The sequence below is a fragment of the Streptomyces sp. STAM6 genome (genome assembly GCF_054963715.1).
In genome coordinates this window covers 174744-191373 of record NZ_JBUEFZ010000006.1, presented here as the reverse complement: position 1 = coordinate 191373, position 16630 = coordinate 174744, and the positions used below count along the sequence as shown (strand labels likewise).

The 16630-nt window shown below is 71.1% G+C and carries 12 protein-coding genes and 1 riboswitch; of the genes, 8 read left to right on the top strand and 4 right to left on the bottom strand.

What is annotated here, in order from left to right; translation table 11 throughout:
* The first annotated feature begins 189 nt into the window (after positions 1 to 189).
* The 3 genes from ACY34K_RS11105 (at position 190) to ACY34K_RS11095 (ending at position 4611) form a co-directional block, all read left to right on the top strand.
* Positions 190 to 2307, top strand: a complete 2118-nt coding sequence (locus tag ACY34K_RS11105; protein WP_462746008.1) for a DNA gyrase/topoisomerase IV subunit B — start codon at positions 190 to 192, stop codon at positions 2305 to 2307.
* Between the two features lie 172 nt (positions 2308 to 2479).
* A complete protein-coding gene (locus ACY34K_RS11100; RefSeq protein WP_462746007.1) occupies positions 2480 to 3022 on the top strand; it encodes a DUF485 domain-containing protein in 543 nt (180 codons plus the stop codon).
* Positions 3019 to 4611 carry a solute symporter family protein gene (locus tag ACY34K_RS11095; RefSeq protein ID WP_462746006.1) on the top strand — a complete coding sequence of 531 codons (1593 nt, stop codon included), beginning with the start codon at positions 3019 to 3021 and terminating at the stop codon, positions 4609 to 4611. The genes ACY34K_RS11100 and ACY34K_RS11095 overlap by 4 nt, the downstream gene beginning before the upstream one ends.
* A gap of 6 nt (positions 4612 to 4617) precedes the next feature.
* On the opposite strand, the gene ACY34K_RS11090 is transcribed toward ACY34K_RS11095, so the two are convergent.
* Positions 4618 to 5310, bottom strand: a complete 693-nt coding sequence (locus ACY34K_RS11090) for a DUF7342 family protein (RefSeq protein ID WP_462746005.1) — start codon at positions 5308 to 5310, stop codon at positions 4618 to 4620.
* Entirely contained in the window at positions 5307 to 7061 is a 1755-nt protein-coding gene (locus ACY34K_RS11085) for a sensor histidine kinase (protein WP_462746004.1), read from the bottom strand. The genes ACY34K_RS11090 and ACY34K_RS11085 overlap by 4 nt, the downstream gene beginning before the upstream one ends.
* Positions 7062 to 7296: 235 nt before the next feature.
* On the opposite strand from ACY34K_RS11085, the gene ACY34K_RS11080 reads away from it, so the two are divergent.
* Positions 7297 to 8370 carry a CobW family GTP-binding protein gene (locus ACY34K_RS11080; RefSeq protein ID WP_462746003.1) on the top strand — a complete coding sequence of 358 codons (1074 nt, stop codon included), beginning with the start codon at positions 7297 to 7299 and terminating at the stop codon, positions 8368 to 8370.
* 265 nt (positions 8371 to 8635) lie between these two features.
* Here ACY34K_RS11080 and ACY34K_RS11075 read toward each other — a convergent pair whose 3' ends face one another.
* Positions 8636 to 11089, bottom strand: coding sequence for a DNA gyrase/topoisomerase IV subunit A (locus ACY34K_RS11075; protein WP_462746002.1), 2454 nt, complete (start codon positions 11087 to 11089; stop codon positions 8636 to 8638).
* 188 nt (positions 11090 to 11277) lie between these two features.
* Between ACY34K_RS11075 and ACY34K_RS11070 the strand changes: the two genes are divergently transcribed.
* The 4 genes from ACY34K_RS11070 to ACY34K_RS11055 all read left to right on the top strand — a co-directional run bounded on the left by ACY34K_RS11070 (position 11278) and on the right by ACY34K_RS11055 (position 16178).
* Positions 11278 to 12612: a M16 family metallopeptidase gene (locus ACY34K_RS11070; RefSeq protein WP_462746082.1), complete on the top strand. Its 1335-nt coding sequence runs from the start codon at positions 11278 to 11280 to the stop codon at positions 12610 to 12612.
* A 23-nt stretch (positions 12613 to 12635) separates the two neighbouring features.
* A complete protein-coding gene (locus ACY34K_RS11065; RefSeq protein WP_462746081.1) occupies positions 12636 to 14003 on the top strand; it encodes a M16 family metallopeptidase in 1368 nt (455 codons plus the stop codon).
* Positions 14004 to 14224: 221 nt separating this feature from the next.
* Positions 14225 to 14392, top strand: a riboswitch (cyclic di-AMP (ydaO/yuaA leader).
* Positions 14393 to 14404: 12 nt separating this feature from the next.
* Complete coding sequence (locus tag ACY34K_RS11060) at positions 14405 to 15187, top strand: M23 family metallopeptidase (protein ID WP_462746001.1); 783 nt, start codon at positions 14405 to 14407, stop codon at positions 15185 to 15187.
* Positions 15188 to 15479: 292 nt separating this feature from the next.
* The gene (locus ACY34K_RS11055) at positions 15480 to 16178 is read left to right on the top strand and encodes a GntR family transcriptional regulator (protein ID WP_462746000.1); all 699 of its coding nucleotides are present in this window, start codon (positions 15480 to 15482) and stop codon (positions 16176 to 16178) included.
* Between the two features lie 168 nt (positions 16179 to 16346).
* Here the strand turns inward: ACY34K_RS11055 and ACY34K_RS11050 are convergent, their stop codons facing one another.
* Positions 16347 to 16628, bottom strand: coding sequence for an HPr family phosphocarrier protein (locus ACY34K_RS11050; RefSeq protein WP_003981826.1), 282 nt, complete (start codon positions 16626 to 16628; stop codon positions 16347 to 16349).
* Positions 16629 to 16630 lie beyond the last annotated feature (2 nt).

Sequence of the window (16630 nt, the reverse complement as noted above, 5' to 3'; positions counted from 1 at the left end):
GGAAGGGAACGTGATGTGCACGTCACTCCATCGAGCGATCGAACAGGCATGCGACTCTGGACTAGCATGAGTTTTCACGAGGGTGGCGTTACAACGGCTCTACCAGGCCTCGGTACCCTCTGACCGGCGACAGGCGCCGGGCCTTTACCCCCACAGGCCACATCTCAAATTCAGCGAGGAGCGAACCGCGTGACCGCCGAGACGTCCGTGCCGTCCAGTGCGCTGCTGACCGCAGACCGTGACGGTTCCAACTACACCGCGCGGCACCTGCTCGTCCTCGAGGGGCTCGAGGCCGTCCGCAAGCGCCCTGGCATGTACATCGGGTCCACCGACAGCCGTGGTCTGATGCACTGCCTGTGGGAGATCATCGACAACTCCGTCGACGAGGCCCTCGGCGGGTACTGCGACCACATCGAGGTGATCCTCCACGACGACGGGTCCGTGGAGGTCCGGGACAACGGCCGCGGCATCCCCGTCGACGTCGAGCCCAAGACCGGGCTGTCGGGTGTCGAGGTCGTCATGACCAAGCTGCACGCCGGCGGCAAGTTCGGCGGCGGCTCGTACGCCGCGTCCGGCGGTCTGCACGGCGTGGGCGCCTCCGTGGTGAACGCGCTGTCGGCCCGGCTCGACGTCGAGGTCGACCGCAACAGCGCCACGCACTCCATCAGCTTCCGCCGCGGCGTCCCCGGCATCTTCACCGAGTCCGGCCCCGACGCCCCGTTCGATCCGGCGAACGGCCTGCTCAAGGGCAAGCGCGTGCCCAAGGCCCGCACCGGCACCCGCGTGCGGTACTGGGCGGACCGGCAGATCTTCCTCAAGGACGCCAAGCTCTCCCTGGAGAACCTGTACCAGCGCGCCCGTCAGACCGCCTTCCTGGTGCCCGGCCTCACCATCGTCGTGCGCGACGAGCGGGGCATCGACGGCGAGGGCAAGACCGAGGAGACGTTCCGCTTCGACGGCGGCATCAGCGAGTTCTGCGAGTTCCTCGCGCAGGACAAGGCCGTCTGCGACGTCCTCCGGCTCACCGGCCAGGGCACCTTCAAGGAGACCGTGCCGGTCCTCGACGACCGCGGCCACATGACCCCCACCGAGGTCACGCGCGAGCTGGGTGTCGACGTCGCGCTGCGCTGGGGCACCGGGTACGACACCACGGTGAAGTCGTTCGTGAACATCATCGCCACCCCGAAGGGCGGCACCCACGTCACCGGCTTCGAGCGCTCCGTCACCAAAACGGTGAACGAAGTGCTCCGCTCCACCAAGCTGCTGCGCGTCGCCGAGGACGACATCGTCAAGGACGACGCCCTGGAGGGCCTCACCGCGGTCGTGACCGTGCGGCTCGCCGAGCCGCAGTTCGAGGGCCAGACCAAGGAGGTCCTCGGCACCTCCGCGGCGAACCGTATTGTCGCCAATGTCGTCGCCCGGGAGCTGAAGGCGTTCCTGACCTCCACCAAGAGGGACGCCAAGGCGCAGGCCCGCGCGGTGCTGGAGAAGGCCGTCGCCGCCGCCCGTACCCGGATCGCGGCCCGCCAGCACAAGGAGGCGCAGCGCAGGAAGACGGCGCTGGAGACCTCGTCCCTGCCCGCCAAGCTCGCCGACTGCCGCAGCGACGACGTGGAGCGCAGCGAGCTCTTCATCGTCGAGGGGGACTCCGCTCTCGGCACCGCCAAGCTCGCCCGCAACAGCGAGTTCCAGGCACTGCTGCCGATCCGCGGCAAGATCCTCAACGTTCAGAAGTCGTCCGTCTCGGACATGCTGAAGAACGCCGAGTGCGGCGCGATCATCCAGGTCATAGGGGCGGGCTCCGGCCGGACCTTCGACATCGACGCCGCGCGGTACGGCAAGATCGTGCTCCTGGTGGACGCCGACGTCGACGGCGCCCACATCCGCTGCCTGCTGCTGACGCTCTTCCAGCGGTACATGCGGCCGATGGTCGAGGCGGGCCGGGTCTTCGCCGCCGTGCCGCCGCTGCACCGCATCGAGCTCGTCCAGCCCAAGAAGGGCCAGGACAAGTACGTCTACACGTACTCGGACAACGAACTCCGCCAGACGCTGCTGGAGTTCCAGCGCAAGGGCGTCCGGTACAAGGACTCCATCCAGCGCTACAAGGGCCTCGGCGAGATGGACGCCGACCAGCTGGCGGAGACCACCATGGACCCGCGCCACCGCACCCTGCGCCGGATCAACATCGGGGACCTGGAGTCGGCGGAACAGGTCTTCGACCTGCTGATGGGCAACGACGTCGCCCCGCGCAAGGAGTTCATCACCAGCTCCGCGGCCACCCTGGACCGCTCGCGCATCGACGCCTGACGCGGCGACGGCACGCTCGGCATACCGGCTCCACCCGTGGCCCACGGGTGGAGCCGTCCCGTTCCGTCACCTAATGGAGTGAAGAGCGCGGATTGAAGAGTCCGAGATCTTCCTGGTCTGTCCATCCTTGGGCACGCGGCCGAAACGGTTCGCTGACAAGGAGAGTTGACCGGTGGAGAAGCAGGAAGGACTCGACGCCGCTGCGCCGCTGCGGATCGATGACCCTTGGTACGACGCGCTGGCCTCCGGCTGGGGCGAAGTGGACGGAACGGGATCTCCCACCGGCGCGGCGCCGTACGGCCCCGAGCGGCCGGAGCGGAGCCACAGCGCTGCCGACATCTATCTGGAAGTGCAGCGCAGCGCCGCGTTCCAGGAGGTGCGCGGCCGCTACCGGCGGTTCGTCGTGCCGGCTGCCGTCGCCTTCTTCGCGTGGTACGTGGCCTACGTGGTCGCCGCGACCGCGGCCCCCGGGCTGATGTCCCGGCCGGTCGCCGGCGCGGTGAACGTCGCCATGGTCGCCGGCCTCGGCCAGTTCCTCACCACCTTCGTGCTGACCTGGGCCTATGTGCGTCATGCCCGGCTGCACCGGGACCGGGCCGCGCTCGACCTGCGCTGGACCGTGTTCGACCGGGAGCGAAGCCGTGATGGGCGCCGGGACCAGGGTACGGACGGCGGACGGGGAGGCTTCGGAACGACGTGGGGGACGCAGAGTTGACCGGAAACCACCAGACCCTGGCGCTGCTGCTGTTCAGCGCGTTCATCGCGGTCACCCTGGCCATCACCACCTGGGTCAGCCGCAGCCGGCGCGGCTCGGCCGAGGAGTTCTACGCCGGCGGTCGGCTCTTCTCACCCATGGAGAACGGTTTCGCCATCGCCGGCGACTACATGTCGGCCGCCTCCTTCCTCGGCATCTCCGGCCTGATCGCCCTGTTCGGGTACGACGGGATGCTGTACTCCGTCGGCTTCCTGGTGGCCTGGCTGGTCGTGCTGATGCTCGTGGCCGAACTCGTACGCAACTGCGGCCGGTTCACCCTCGCCGACGTCATCGCGGCCCGGATGCGGGAGCGGCCGGTCAGGATCGCGGCGGGAACGTCCTCCGTCACCGTCTCCGTGCTCTATCTGGTCGCCCAGATGGTCGGGGCCGGCAGCCTGGTCGTGCTGCTCCTGGGCGGCACGAGCGAGGCCGCGCGCTCATGGACCGTGATCGGTGTGGGCGCGCTGATGGTCGTCTACGTGTCGATGGGAGGAATGCGGGCCACCACCTGGATCCAGATCGTCAAGGCCGTCCTGCTGATGGCGGGAGCCGTCGCGCTCACCGTGCTGGTCCTGCTCCGCTTCCAGGGCGACTTCAACCAGTTGCTCACGACCGCCGCCGAACGAAGCGGCCACGGACGGGACTTTCTGTCGCCCGGTCTCAGGTACGGCGGGGACTGGACCGCCCGACTGGACTTCATCAGCCTCGGGCTGGCACTCGTCCTGGGCACCGCCGGACTGCCGCACATCCTCTCCCGCTTCTACACCGTGCCCACCGCGCGGGCCGCCCGCCGGTCCGTCGTCTGGGCCATCGGACTCATCGGCAGCTTCTACCTGATGACGATCGTGCTGGGGTTCGGCGCGGCCGCGATCGTCGGCACCGACGAAGTACGCACGTCCAACAGCGCGGGCAACACCGCAGTGCCGCTCCTCGCCCTGGACCTCGGCGGAGGAGCCGGCTCGACCGGAGGAGCCGTGCTCTTCGCGATCGTCGCGGCGGTGGCCTTCGCGACGATCCTCGCCGTGGTCGCCGGTATCACGCTCGCGTCGTCCGCCTCGGTCGCGCACGATCTCTACGCTTCACTGGGGCGCCGCCGCGCCAAGCAGTACAGCGAGGTCGCTGTCGCCCGGGTCGCCGCGGCCGGGATCGGGGCGGTCGCGATCGGGCTGGGGCTCGTGGCCCGCGACCTGAACGTGGCGTTCCTCGTCGGCCTCGCCTTCGCGGTCGCCGCGTCCGCCAACCTGCCGGCCCTGCTGTACTCGCTGTTCTGGCGGAACTTCACCACCCGGGGAGCGGTGTGGTCGGTCTACGGCGGCCTGGTCCCGGCCGTGCTGCTGGTGCTGCTCTCCCCGGTGGTCTCCGGAAGCCCCGAGGCCCTCTTCCCGGGCGTCGACTTCCAGCTCTTCCCCCTGCAGAACCCCGGTGTCGTCTCCATTCCGCTCGGCTTCCTCGCGGGCTGGCTCGGTACGGTCACCTCCCGGGAGGCATCCGACGAGGCGAAGCACGCGGAGACCGAGGTGCGGTCCCTGACCGGCGCGGGCGCGGTGTGAACGCGATCAGGCCCGGGTGCCGGTGGCCCAGACGTAGCGGTGCTCCGGGCGGCCCGTCTCGCCGTACCGCAGCGACAGCCGTACCCGGCCCGCGCGCTCCAGCAGCTTCAGATAACGCTGGGCGGTCTGCCGGCTGACCCCGGCCCGTTCCGCGATCTCCTGTGCGGAGAGCGGGCCGTCGGCTGCCAGCAGCACCTGCCGTACGAGCTCGGCCGTGGTGGGGGAGTGGCCCTTGGGCAGATCCGGAGCGCCTGAGTTCACCGACAGCGCGCCGAACATCCGGTCCACCTCGGCCTGCTCGGCCTCACCGCCGCCTTCCAGGGTCCGGCGCAGCTCCGCGTACGCCTCCAGCTTCGGGCGCAGCCCCGCGAAGTTGAACGGCTTCACCAGGTACTGCAGCGCGCCGTGGCGCATCGCGGCCTGCACGGTCGCCACGTCACGGGCCGCCGTCACCATGATCACGTCGGTCTGGTGGCCCCGCCGGCGCAGTTCCCGTACGACCGCCAGGCCGCTCTCGTCCGGCAGATAGTGGTCGAGGAGGATCAGATCGACCGGCAACTCCTCGACCCTGGCGAGGGCCTCGCCCGCCGTATAGGCCCGGGCGACGACGTCGAAGCCCGGAACCTTGGTCACATAGGCGGCGTTGATCTCAGCGACCCGGACGTCGTCGTCCACGACCAGTACGCCGATGGCCGTCATCGCGCCTCCGTCACGGGGGTGAGCCCCGGCTCGGTCAGTGCCTCCGGCAGGACGACCGTGAACTCGGCCCCGGTGCCGGCCCGTGTGCCGGAGCAGGTCCCTGCGCCGGTCCCGGTACGGATGCCGGTTGCTGCGCCGGTCTCGCCGGGGGAGCCATCGGCCGGAGTGCCGACCCGTACGCCGCCGCCCCGGCGTTCCGCCAGCCGGCGCACCATGGCCAGGCCGAGTCCCCGTTGGCCGCCGTGCGCGGGCAGGTCCTTGGTGGACCAGCCCTCGGTGAAGATCAGCTCACGCTGCTCGGCGGGCACACCCGGCCCGCTGTCGGTGACCCGCAGCACCGCGGTACGTCCCTCCGTGCGCAGCTCGACCTCCACCCTGGGGTCCTCGGACCCGGCCGCCGCGTCCAGCGCGTTGTCGACGAGATTGCCCAGCACCGTCACCAGCTCGCGCGGATCGACCAGACGGTCCGGCAGCAGGCTGTCCGGCGCGATCCGCAGCGAGACCCCGCGCTCCGCCGCCACGGTGGCCTTGCCCACCAGCAGGGCCGCCAGCAGCGGATCGTGCACCTTCTCGGTGACCTGCTCGGCCGTGGCCCGGTGCACGCCCACCACTTCGGTGACGAACTCCACCGCCTCCTCGTGCATCTCCAGCTCCAGCAGCCCGAGCAGGGTGTGCATGCGATTGGCGTGCTCGTGGTCCTGGGCGCGCAGCGCGTCGATCAGGCCGCGTGTGGAGTCCAGCTCGCGCCCCAGGCGCTCCAGCTCGGTCCGGTCGCGCAGGGTGGCGACGGCACCCCCGTCGTGGGTCGGCATCCTGTTGGCGATCAGTACGCGCTGCCCGCGCACGGTCACCAGGTCCTCGCCGCCGACCCGGCCCGCCAGCACATCGGTCGTACGGCCCTCGCCGAGCACCTCGTCCAGCGGCCGCCCGGTGGCCTCCGGGCCCAGCCCGAGCAGCCGCTGCGCCTCGTCGTTCATCAACCGGATGCGGCCCTCGCGGTCGAGGGCGACCACACCCTCCCGGATGCCGTGCAGCATGGCCTCGCGCTCCGCCAACAGCGCGGAGATGTCGGAGAACGCCAGGTCGTGGGTCTGCCGCTGCAGGCGGCGGGAGATCAGGTAGGCCGCGAGCGCCCCGACGGCCAGGGCGCCGCCCGCGTACGCCAGCAGCCCCGGGATGGCCCCCAGCAGCCGGGCGCGGACGCTGTCGTACTCGATGCCCACCGACACCGCGCCGACGATGTCGCCCCGGGCGTCACGCAGCGGCACCTTCCCGCGGGCCGAGCGGCCGAGCGTGCCGCTGTCGATCTCCATGACGTCCTTGCCGGCCAAGGCGTCGCTCGGATCGGTGGAGACCACCCTGCCGATCTGACGGGGGTCCGTGTGGGACCAGCGCACCCCGCGCCGGTCCATGATCACGACGTACTCGGCGCCGGTGGCCCGCCGGATCCGCTCGGCCTCGGCCTGCACCGGTCCGGCCGCGCTCGCGGGCGAGCCGACGAGCTCCGCGGCCACCTCGGGCGATGCCGTGGTCTCGGCGATGGCGAGCGCCCGCCGCATCGCCTGGTCGTCCAGCTGTGCGCTCAGCGGCGCCAGGAAGAGGCCCGTGGCCAGCACGATGACGCCGGCAACGATGGCCAGCTGCACCAGCAGGACCTGCGAGAAGACCCGCTGCGGCCAGCCGAACCGACGGCGCCGCGCGGGTCCGGGCGCGGGACCGCGCGCGGGGGACGACGTCGCTGCGGGGCTCATGGACGGAACCGTAAGGTGCGGGGCCGCCATTTCGAAATGTCCGCCGTCACGCTCGGCGGGACCTCCGGTCCGCCACCCCGGCCGCCGCGTCGCGCCTATCCTGAGAGGCCCGGTCCGAAGATCGACGTCTGTGGCACGCCGTCCCCGGCCGTCCGCGGAACGCCGTCCCGCGCCGTCCGCGGAACGCCGTCGGGCGTCGTCCGCAGACGGACGTCAAGATCCAGAAAGGTGTTCCTTGAGCGTGCAGCAGATCCCCGTCGTCGTCCTCGCGGGCTTTCTGGGGTCGGGGAAGACGACCCTGCTGAACCATCTGCTCCGCACCGCCAGAGGCACCCGTATCGGTGTCATGGTCAATGACTTCGGGTCCATCGAGATCGACGCCATGACGGTCGCTGGCCAGGTCGGCTCGACCGTCTCCCTCGGCAACGGCTGTCTGTGCTGCGCCGTCGACGCGAGTGAACTCGACGTCTATCTGGAGAAGCTCACCCGGCCCTCCTCACGCCTCGACGTCATCGTCATCGAGGCCAGCGGGCTCGCCGAGCCCCAGGAACTGATCCGGATGATCCTCGCCAGCGACAACGAGCGGATCGTGTACGGGGGCCTGGTGCAGGTCGTCGACGCCGCCGAGTTCGACGCCACTCGGGCCCGGCACCCGGAGACCGACCGGCACCTGGCCCTCGCCGACCTCGTCGTCGTCAACAAGGCCGACCGGGTCGGCGAGGGAGAGCTGCGGCGCGTCCACACGGTCGTCACCGGGCTGGCCGGCCGGGCCGCCGTCGTCGACGCGGCCCACGGGCGCATCGACCCCGAGCTGCTCTTCGACCGGGCCGCCCGGCCCGACGACGAGATCGAGGGCCAGCTCACCTTCGACGACCTGCGCGAGGACGAGTACCACGACCATCCGCACGCGGCGTACGAAACCGTCTCCTACACCGCCGGCGAGCCGATGCACCCCCGACGCCTGATGGCCTTCCTCGACTCACGGCCCGAGGGGCTCTACCGCATCAAGGGTTTCGTCGACTTCGGCGAGGCCGATCCGGCCAACCGGTACGCCGTGCACGCCGTCGGCCGTTTTCTCCGCTTCTACCCGCAGCCGTGGCCGGACGGCGAGGAACGACGTACCCGGCTCGTACTCATCGGCTCCGGAACGGACGGTGAGACGCTCCGCAAGGAGCTGGCGGCCTGCCGGTCGGCAGGCCCCGAGGACGCCCCCGACGAACACGCCATGTGGGGCGTCCTGCGCTACGTGCCCGACAAGGGCGACCCGGACGACGAGGCCCGGGACGCCCATGAGGACGCGGTTCTCTAGGGCGCTTCTTTCGGATCGTGCCGGGGCTCGCGAGCCCCGGCACGCACGGCTGCCGCGCCGACGTCGGTCGCCCATGCCTCCCTGGCCCTCCGAGCACGGGAGGTGCCCACCGCAGGGGCTTCCTCCTCCGCCTCGCGCCCGCGCGCACCGGAACCCGCTCACAGGCCCGGCCTGATCCGAAGAAGAGCCCTGGGGCTTGTTTCGAAAGTGGCGTCGTCCGCCCGGAGGGCGGGCCCCCGGCCGGACGGGACTTTCGAAACACGCCCTAGGAAGCCGGCCCGGCCAGTACCGCCACCGGCTTCGCCAGCGGGCTGCCCGAGCCGTCGCGGCGCGGATCCACCTCGGGAAGCTCCACCGGTGCGCCGTTCTTCTGCGCGGCGCGGGCCGGGGCCGCTCCCGCCCAGGCGAGCACCAGAACGTCCTCGCCCTTCAGGAAGCGCTGACAACGCACGCCGCCCGTGGCCCGCCCCTTGCGCGGGTACTGGTCGAACGGCGTCAGCTTCGCCGACGTACCCGCCGACGCGTCCAGCGTGCCCGTGGCGCCCGCCACCGTGAACACCATCGCGTCCGCCGACGGGTCCACGGCGGTGAACGAGAGCACCTCGGCGCCGGCCGTCAGCTTGATGCCGGCCATGCCACCCGCCGGGCGGCCCTGCGGCCGCACCTGCGAGGCCGGGTACCGCAGCAGCTGCGCGTCGGACGTGATGAAGACCAGGTCCTCCTCGCCCGTCCGCAGCTCGGCGGCGCCGACGATCCGGTCGCCCTCCTTCAGGGAGATGACCTCCAGCTCGTCCTTGTTCGCCGGATAGTCCGGCACGACGCGCTTCACCACACCCTGCAGCGTGCCGATCGCCAGGCCGGGCGACGACTCGTCCAGCGTCGTCAGGCTGACGACCGTCTCGTCCTTCTCCAGCGTGAGGAACTCCGAGATCTGAGCCCCGCCCGACAGGTTCGGAGCGGACGCGGTCTCCGGCAGCTGTGGCAGGTCGATCACCGACAGCCGCAGCAGCCGTCCGGTCGAGGTCACCGCACCGACGTCACCGCGCTGAGTCGCGGGAACGGCCGAGACGATCACGTCGTGCTTGGTGCGCCTGCCGTCGCCCTCGGGCAGCGGCTCACCGCTCGCCGTACGGGCCAGCAGGCCGGTCGACGACATCAGCACCCGGCACGGATCGTCCGCGACCTCCAGCGCCACGGCGGCGACCGGCGCACCAGCCGACTCCAGCAGCACCGTACGCCGCTCGGTGCCGAACTTCTTGGCCACCGCGGCCAGTTCCGACGACACCAGCTTGCGCAGTTCCGCGTCCGACTCCAGGATCCGGGTCAGCTCGGCGATCTCGCCGTTGAGCCGGTCCCGCTCGCTCTCCAGCTCCAGCCGGTCGAACTTGGTGAGCCGGCGCAGCGGCGTGTCCAGGATGTACTGTGTCTGGATCTCGCTGAGCGAGAACCGGTCGATCAGTCGCTCCTTCGCCTCCGCGGAGTTCTCGCTCGACCGGATCAGCCGGATGACCTCGTCGATGTCGAGCAGGGCGACGAGCAGGCCCTCCACCAGGTGCAGCCGGTCGCGCTTCTTGCCCCGCCGGAACTCGCTGCGCCGCCGCACCACCTCGAAGCGGTGGTCGAGATAGACCTCCAGCAGCTCCTTCAGGCCCAGCGTGAGCGGCTGCCCGTCGACCAGCGCCACATTGTTGATGCCGAAGGACTCCTCCATCGGCGTCAGCTTGTAGAGCTGCTCCAGCACCGCCTCCGGGACGAAGCCGTTCTTGACCTCGATCACCAGCCGCAGGCCGTGCTCACGGTCGGTGAGGTCCTTCACGTCCGCGATGCCCTGCAGCTTCTTGGCGGCGACCAGGTCCTTGATCTTCGCGATGACCTTCTCCGGGCCGACCGAGAAGGGCAGTTCCGTGACGACCAGGCCCTTGCGGCGCGCCGTCACGTTCTCCACGGTCGCGGTGGCGCGGATCTTGAACGAGCCGCGGCCCGACTCGTACGCGTCCTTGATCCCGGACAGGCCCACGATCCGGCCACCGGTCGGCAGGTCCGGGCCCGGCACGTACCGCATCAGGGTCTCCAGGTCCGCGCCCGGGTGCCGGATCAGGTGCCGGGCGGCGGCGATCACCTCGCCCAGGTTGTGCGGAGGCATGTTCGTCGCCATGCCGACCGCGATCCCGGAGGCGCCGTTGACCAGCAGGTTCGGGAAGGCGGCCGGCAGGGCCACCGGCTCCCGCTCCTGGCCGTCGTAGTTCGGCGAGAAGTCGACGGTGTCCTCGTCGATCGACTCCGTCATCAGGGAGGTGGCGTCGGCCATCCGGCACTCCGTGTACCGCATGGCCGCCGGCGGGTCGTCGTTGCCCAGCGAGCCGAAGTTGCCGTGCCCGTCCACCAGCGGGAGCCGCATCGAGAACGGCTGCGCCATGCGCACCAGCGCGTCGTAGATCGACGCGTCGCCGTGCGGGTGGAGCTTGCCCATGACCTCGCCGACGACGCGGGCGCACTTCACGTAGCCCCGGTCGGGGCGCAGCCCCATTTCGTTCATCTGGTACACGATGCGGCGGTGCACGGGCTTCATGCCGTCCCGGGCGTCCGGCAGGGCCCTGGAGTAGATCACCGAGTACGCGTACTCGAGGAAGGAGCCCTGCATTTCGTCGACGACGTCGATGTCGAGGATCTTCTCCTCGAAGTCGTCGGGCTGCGTGGTCTTCGTGCTGCGGCGGGCCATCGCGGCTGCGGCTCCTTCACCAACAAAGGCTGATCTGACGCGGACCATTGTGGACCGTCCCACTGACAACACCGACCGCGACCCGGACGAGGGACGAATCGGCGGCCCGGGAACTTCGCCAGGTGCCAGTCCGCTTGCATACAGTGGCAGGACTCTTCCACACAGCGATCGAAGGGACGTACATGCCCATGGGTCACACGGCCACAGCCCAGGCCGGCTCCGGCGGCCTGACAGCGACCGAGCACCGCCTGGCCAACGGCCTGCGCGTGGTGCTCTCCGAGGACCACCTGACCCCGGTCGCCGCGGTGTGCCTCTGGTACGACGTCGGCTCGCGCCACGAGGTCGAAGGCCGTACCGGCCTCGCCCACCTCTTCGAGCACCTTATGTTCCAGGGCTCGAAGCAGGTCAAGGGCAACGGCCACTTCGAGCTGGTGCAGGGCGCCGGCGGCTCCCTCAACGGCACCACCAGCTTCGAGCGCACCAACTACTTCGAGACCATGCCGACGCACCAGCTGGAGCTGGCGCTGTGGCTCGAGGCCGACCGGATGGGCTCGCTCCTCGCCGCGCTCGACGACGAGTCCATGGAGAACCAGCGGGACGTCGTCAAGAACGAGCGCCGCCAGCGGTACGACAATGTTCCCTACGGCACGGCGTTCGAGAAGCTGACCGCCCTGGCCTACCCCGAGGGTCACCCGTACCACCACACCCCGATCGGCTCCATGGCCGACCTGGACGCCGCCACCCTCGAGGACGCGCGGAACTTCTTCCGTACGTATTACGCGCCGAACAACGCCGTCCTGTCGGTCGTCGGCGACATCGACCCGAAGCAGACGCTCGCCTGGATCGAGAAGTACTTCGGCTCCATCCCCTCCCACGACGGCAAGCAGCCCCCGCGCGACGGCACCCTGCCCGACATCATCGGCGAGCAGCTGCGCGAGGTCGTCGAGGAGGAGGTCCCGGCCCGCGCGCTGATGGCCGCCTACCGGCTGCCGCACGACGGCACGCGCGAGTGTGACGCCGCCGACCTGGCCCTCACCGTCCTCGGCGGCGGCGAGTCGTCCCGCCTGCACAACCGTCTGGTCCGCCGCGACCGCACGGCCGTCGCGGCCGGCTTCGGTCTGCTGCGGCTGGCGGGGGCGCCGTCCCTGGGCTGGCTGGACGTGAAGACGTCCGGCGGCGTCGAGGTGCCGGACATCGAGGCCGCGGTCGACGAGGAGCTCGCCCGCTTCGCCGCCGAGGGGCCGACGGCCGAGGAGATGGAGCGCGCCCAGGCCCAGTTGGAACGCGAGTGGCTGGACCGGCTCGGCACGGTCGCGGGCCGCGCGGACGAACTGTGCCGGTTCGCCGTGCTGTTCGGCGACCCGCAGCTCGCCCTGACCGCCGTCCAGCGGGTGCTCGACATCACCGCCGAGGAGGTCCAGGCGGTCGCCCAGGCACGGCTGCGCCCCGACAACAGGGCGGTGCTGGTCTACGAGCCCGTGACCGCCGACCAGAACGACCAGGAAGAGGGTGCGGACCAGTGAGCGCCGCCGAGCCTTTGACGTCCATGGAGTTCCACCCGCAGCCGCAGCCCGGTGAGGCCAGGCCCTGGGCCTTCCCCGCCCCCGAGCGGAGCACCCTGGACAATGGCCTGACCGTGCTGCGCTGCCACCGCCCCGGCCAGCAGGTCGTCGCCGTGGAGATCTCCCTCGCCGCCCCGCTGGACGCCGAGCCGGAGGGCCTCGACGGCGTGGCCACCATCATGGCCCGGGCGCTGTCCGAGGGCACCGACAAGCACTCGGCCGAGGAGTTCGCCGCCGAGCTGGAGCGCTGCGGCGCCACGCTCGACGCGCACGCCGACCACCCCGGCGTACGGGTCTCCCTGGAGGTCCCGGTGTCCCGGCTGCGCAAGGCGCTCGGCCTGCTCGCCGAGGCACTGCGGGCGCCCGCCTTCGCCGACGGCGAGGTCGAGCGGCTGGTGCGCAACCGCCTCGACGAGATCCCGCACGAGATGGCGAACCCGTCCCGCCGCGCGGCCAAGCAGCTCTCCCAGGAGCTCTTCCCGGCGACGTCGCGCATGTCGCGCCCCCGCCAGGGCACCGAGGAGACCGTGGCGCGGATCGACTCCGCGGCCGTACGGGCCTTCTACGAGGCGCACGTCCGGCCCGCCACGGCCACCGCGGTGGTCGTCGGCGACCTGACGGGCGTCGACCTGGACGCGGTCCTGGCCGAGACCGTCGGTGACTGGACCGGCACCCCGGGCAAGCCGCTCGCCGTTCCGCCGGTCACCGCGGACGACACCGGCCGCGTGGTCATCGTCGACCGCCCCGGCGCGGTCCAGACCCAGCTGCTGATCGGCCGCGTCGGCGCCGACCGGCACGACCGCGTCTGGCCCGCACAGGTCCTCGGCACGTACTGCCTGGGCGGCACCCTCACCTCCCGCCTCGACCGCGTGCTGCGCGAGGAGAAGGGCTACACCTACGGCGTACGGGCCTTCGGCCAGGTGCTGCGTTCCGCTCCCGACGGCACGGGCGCCGCCATGCTCGCCATCAGCGGATCGGTCGACACGCCGAACACCGGCCCCGCGCTGGACGACCTGTGGAAGGTGCTGCGCACCCTCGCGGCGGAGGGCCTGACGGACACCGAGCGCGATGTGGCCGTGCAGAACCTGGTGGGGGTGGCACCGCTGAAGTACGAGACGGCCGCCTCCGTCGCCGCCACCCTCGCCGACCAGGTCGAGCAGCACCTTCCGGACGACTACCAGGCCGAGTTGTACGTCCGGCTGGCCGGGACCGGCACGGTGGAGGCCACCGCGGCGGTCGTCAGCGCCTTCCCGGTGGACCGTCTCGTCACGGTCCTCGTCGGTGACGCCGCTCAGATCAAGGAGCCGGTCGAGGCGCTCGGCATCGGTGAAGTGACCGTTGTCACGAGCTGATTGAGCCCGCCCCGGTCCGCGCGCCTCGCGCGGACCGGACACGGAACCCCGGCCTCCAGCAGGACGCCGGGGTTCCGTCGTATGTCCGGTTTGTTGGAGAGGCTGGGTGTCTGCCCTGTGGCGTGCGCTACAAAAACCCGTGTCTGTTTGGCGATTGAAAGATCTCCCGCTTAGCGTCATGTGCGCTGTCCGCCAGTTGCACGCGTCGCATCCGCGACATCGGACAGCGATCGCCGAGTCCCCGTCCGGCGCGAGCCTGGGGAGCCGGGGACCCACATCAAGTCCCCCGGGGTGAATCGGACGCCTTCGCCGGCCGGCGGAGGGGCCCGTAGGAGACCTTCCTGCTCCGAACCCGTCAGCTAACCCGGTAGGCGAGAGGGAAGGAAAGGACCAGCCACTTCATGGCGTTCACCCGTGCCACCGGGAAGCACCGTGCCCCGAGCCGTATGAGCCGCAAGAGCGCGCATGCCGCCGGCGTCGCGGCCATCGCCACCACCGGCGTCATCGGAACCCTCGCTTCCCCGGCGCTGGCCGCCGACACGGACACCCGCGCCCTCGAGGACACCGGTCTCAACCAGGCGGTCATCACCGACACCATCGCCGACCGGATCGACGCCCAGGCCGAGGCCCAGGAGCGCGAGGCCGAGGAGGCCGCCGCCCTGGCCCAGGCGCAGGCGAAGGCCGAGGCCGAGGCGAAGCGCAAGGCCGAGGCGCGCGTGAAGGCCGCCCGCGATGCCGAGGAGCGCGCCGCCCGCGAGGCCGAGCGCAAGCGCCTGAACTCCTTCACGTCCCCGGTCGCCGGCTCCTACGTCAGCACCGGCTACCAGACCGGCGGGGCCATGTGGTCCTCCGGCAGCCACACCGGCGTGGACTTCCACGCCGCGTCCGGCACCAAGGTCGTCGCCGTGGGCCTGGGCACCGTGGTGGAGGCCGGCTGGGGCGGCGCGTACGGCAACAACGTCGTGATCAAGATGCACGACGGCACGTACACCCAGTACGGTCACCTCTCCTCCATCAGCGTCTCGGTCGGCCAGACCGTCGAGCCGGGTCAGCAGATCGGCCTGTCGGGCTCGACCGGCAACTCCAGCGGTCCCCACCTCCACTTCGAGGCCCGCAGCGGCGCCGACTACGGCTCCGACATCGACCCCGTCGCGTACCTGCGCTCGCACGGCGTCAACGTCTGACCCCCGCTGCTCGAAGGCCCGCGTTCCGAAGGCCCCGGCTCCCGGCGAGCCGGGGCTTCGTCGTGCCGCCGGGCGGTCCTCCCCGGCCCCCGGCTGCCCCGGCGACCGCGTACGGCCGGTGGACGGGCGGTGGAGCGCCGGTGGACGGACGTGAGGCGGCCGGTACCGGCCAAAAGACATCCTTTATTTGCCAGTGGGCATCGGAATTCCGGGCGTACTGCAATAGAGTCACGAACAGGCGTCAAACGCTCGAGTTTCGCGCGGGTTAAGCGAATTGATGCGGAGGTTCGGTATGCGCATTCCAGCACACTCGGTGTGCACGGCGATCCGCGACGACATCGTCTCCGGTGTCTTCGCCCGGGGCAGCCGGCTCACCGAGGAACAGCTGGCGCGCCGCTACGGCGTCTCCCGCGTCCCGGTCCGCGAAGCCCTGCGCACCCTGGAGTCGGAGGGCTTCGTGACCACACGGCGGCACGCCGGTGCCTGCGTGGCCGAACCCACCGAACAGGAGGCCGTCGACCTGCTGGAGGTCCGTACGCTCCTGGAGCCGCTCGGCGCGGCACGCGCCGCCCAGCGCCGCACCGAGGCGCACCTCAAGGTGCTGCGTGGCCTGGTCAGGCTGGGGCAGGAGCGGGCCCGCCGAGACCAGGGGGAGGATCTGCGGGCGCTCGGCGGCTGGTTCCACGAGACGCTCGCCCAGGCGTGCGGCAGCCCCGGGCTGACCGCCCTGCTGACCCAGCTGAGGCACAAGATCGCCTGGATGTACACGGTGGAGCAGCCGGCCCGGCCGGTGGAGGCGTGGGCCGAGCACGGCGCGATCGTGGACGCGGTGGCACGCGGCGACGCGGAGCGGGCGCGGTCGCTCACCGCCCTGCACGCCGAGCGCTCCCTCGGCTCGCTGGTGCCGCGCCGGCCGGAGCGCCCCGAGCGGCTGACCCGTCGCGTGAGGACTTCGCAACATCCCGTAAACACCGCGGGTGCCCGCAATTAACAGCACGGCCGTATACAAAGAAGTGCTTTGTTTGCGGGGTCTGTCGAGGCTGCCCGAAAACAAAAATGAACAGCGTGCAGAAATCGGTGGAGCCGTATCACCCGGAATTCCGCGTGATACGGCTCCACCGATTTGCGCACCCTTGCGCGGAGAACCGCGTCGGGCTCGTCAGACGGTCTCGGGAAGCTCCTCGAGCCCCTCGGCGACCAGCTTCGCCAGGCGGTCCAGGGCGGCGTCCGCGCCCTCGGCGTCCGAAGCGAGCACGATCTCCTCGCCGCCCTGCGCGCCCAGGCCGAGCACCGCGAGCATCGAAGCGGCGTTCACCGGGTTGCCGTCGGCCTTGGCGATCGTCACGGGGACGCCGGAGGCCGTGGCGGCACGGACGAAGATCGAGGCGGGGCGGGCGTGCAGGCCCTCGGCCCAGCCGACGTTGACGCGGCGCTCAGCCATGG

What these genes read in the sequence shown, in the direction of transcription:
- ACY34K_RS11090 (WP_462746005.1), bottom strand. Translation starts at nt 5,310, where the DNA reads ATGACGGCCATCGGCGTACTGGTCGTGGACGACGACGTCCGGGTCGCT.
- ACY34K_RS11085 (WP_462746004.1), bottom strand. Translation starts at nt 7,061, where the DNA reads ATGAGCCCCGCAGCGACGTCGTCCCCCGCGCGCGGTCCCGCGCCCGGA.
- ACY34K_RS11075 (WP_462746002.1), bottom strand. Translation starts at nt 11,089, where the DNA reads ATGGCCCGCCGCAGCACGAAGACCACGCAGCCCGACGACTTCGAGGAG.
- ACY34K_RS11070 (WP_462746082.1), top strand. Translation starts at nt 11,278, where the DNA reads ATGGGTCACACGGCCACAGCCCAGGCCGGCTCCGGCGGCCTGACAGCG.
- ACY34K_RS11065 (WP_462746081.1), top strand. Translation starts at nt 12,636, where the DNA reads ATGGAGTTCCACCCGCAGCCGCAGCCCGGTGAGGCCAGGCCCTGGGCC.
- ACY34K_RS11060 (WP_462746001.1), top strand. Translation starts at nt 14,405, where the DNA reads ATGGCGTTCACCCGTGCCACCGGGAAGCACCGTGCCCCGAGCCGTATG.
- ACY34K_RS11055 (WP_462746000.1), top strand. Translation starts at nt 15,480, where the DNA reads ATGCGCATTCCAGCACACTCGGTGTGCACGGCGATCCGCGACGACATC.
- ACY34K_RS11050 (WP_003981826.1), bottom strand. Translation starts at nt 16,628, where the DNA reads ATGGCTGAGCGCCGCGTCAACGTCGGCTGGGCCGAGGGCCTGCACGCC.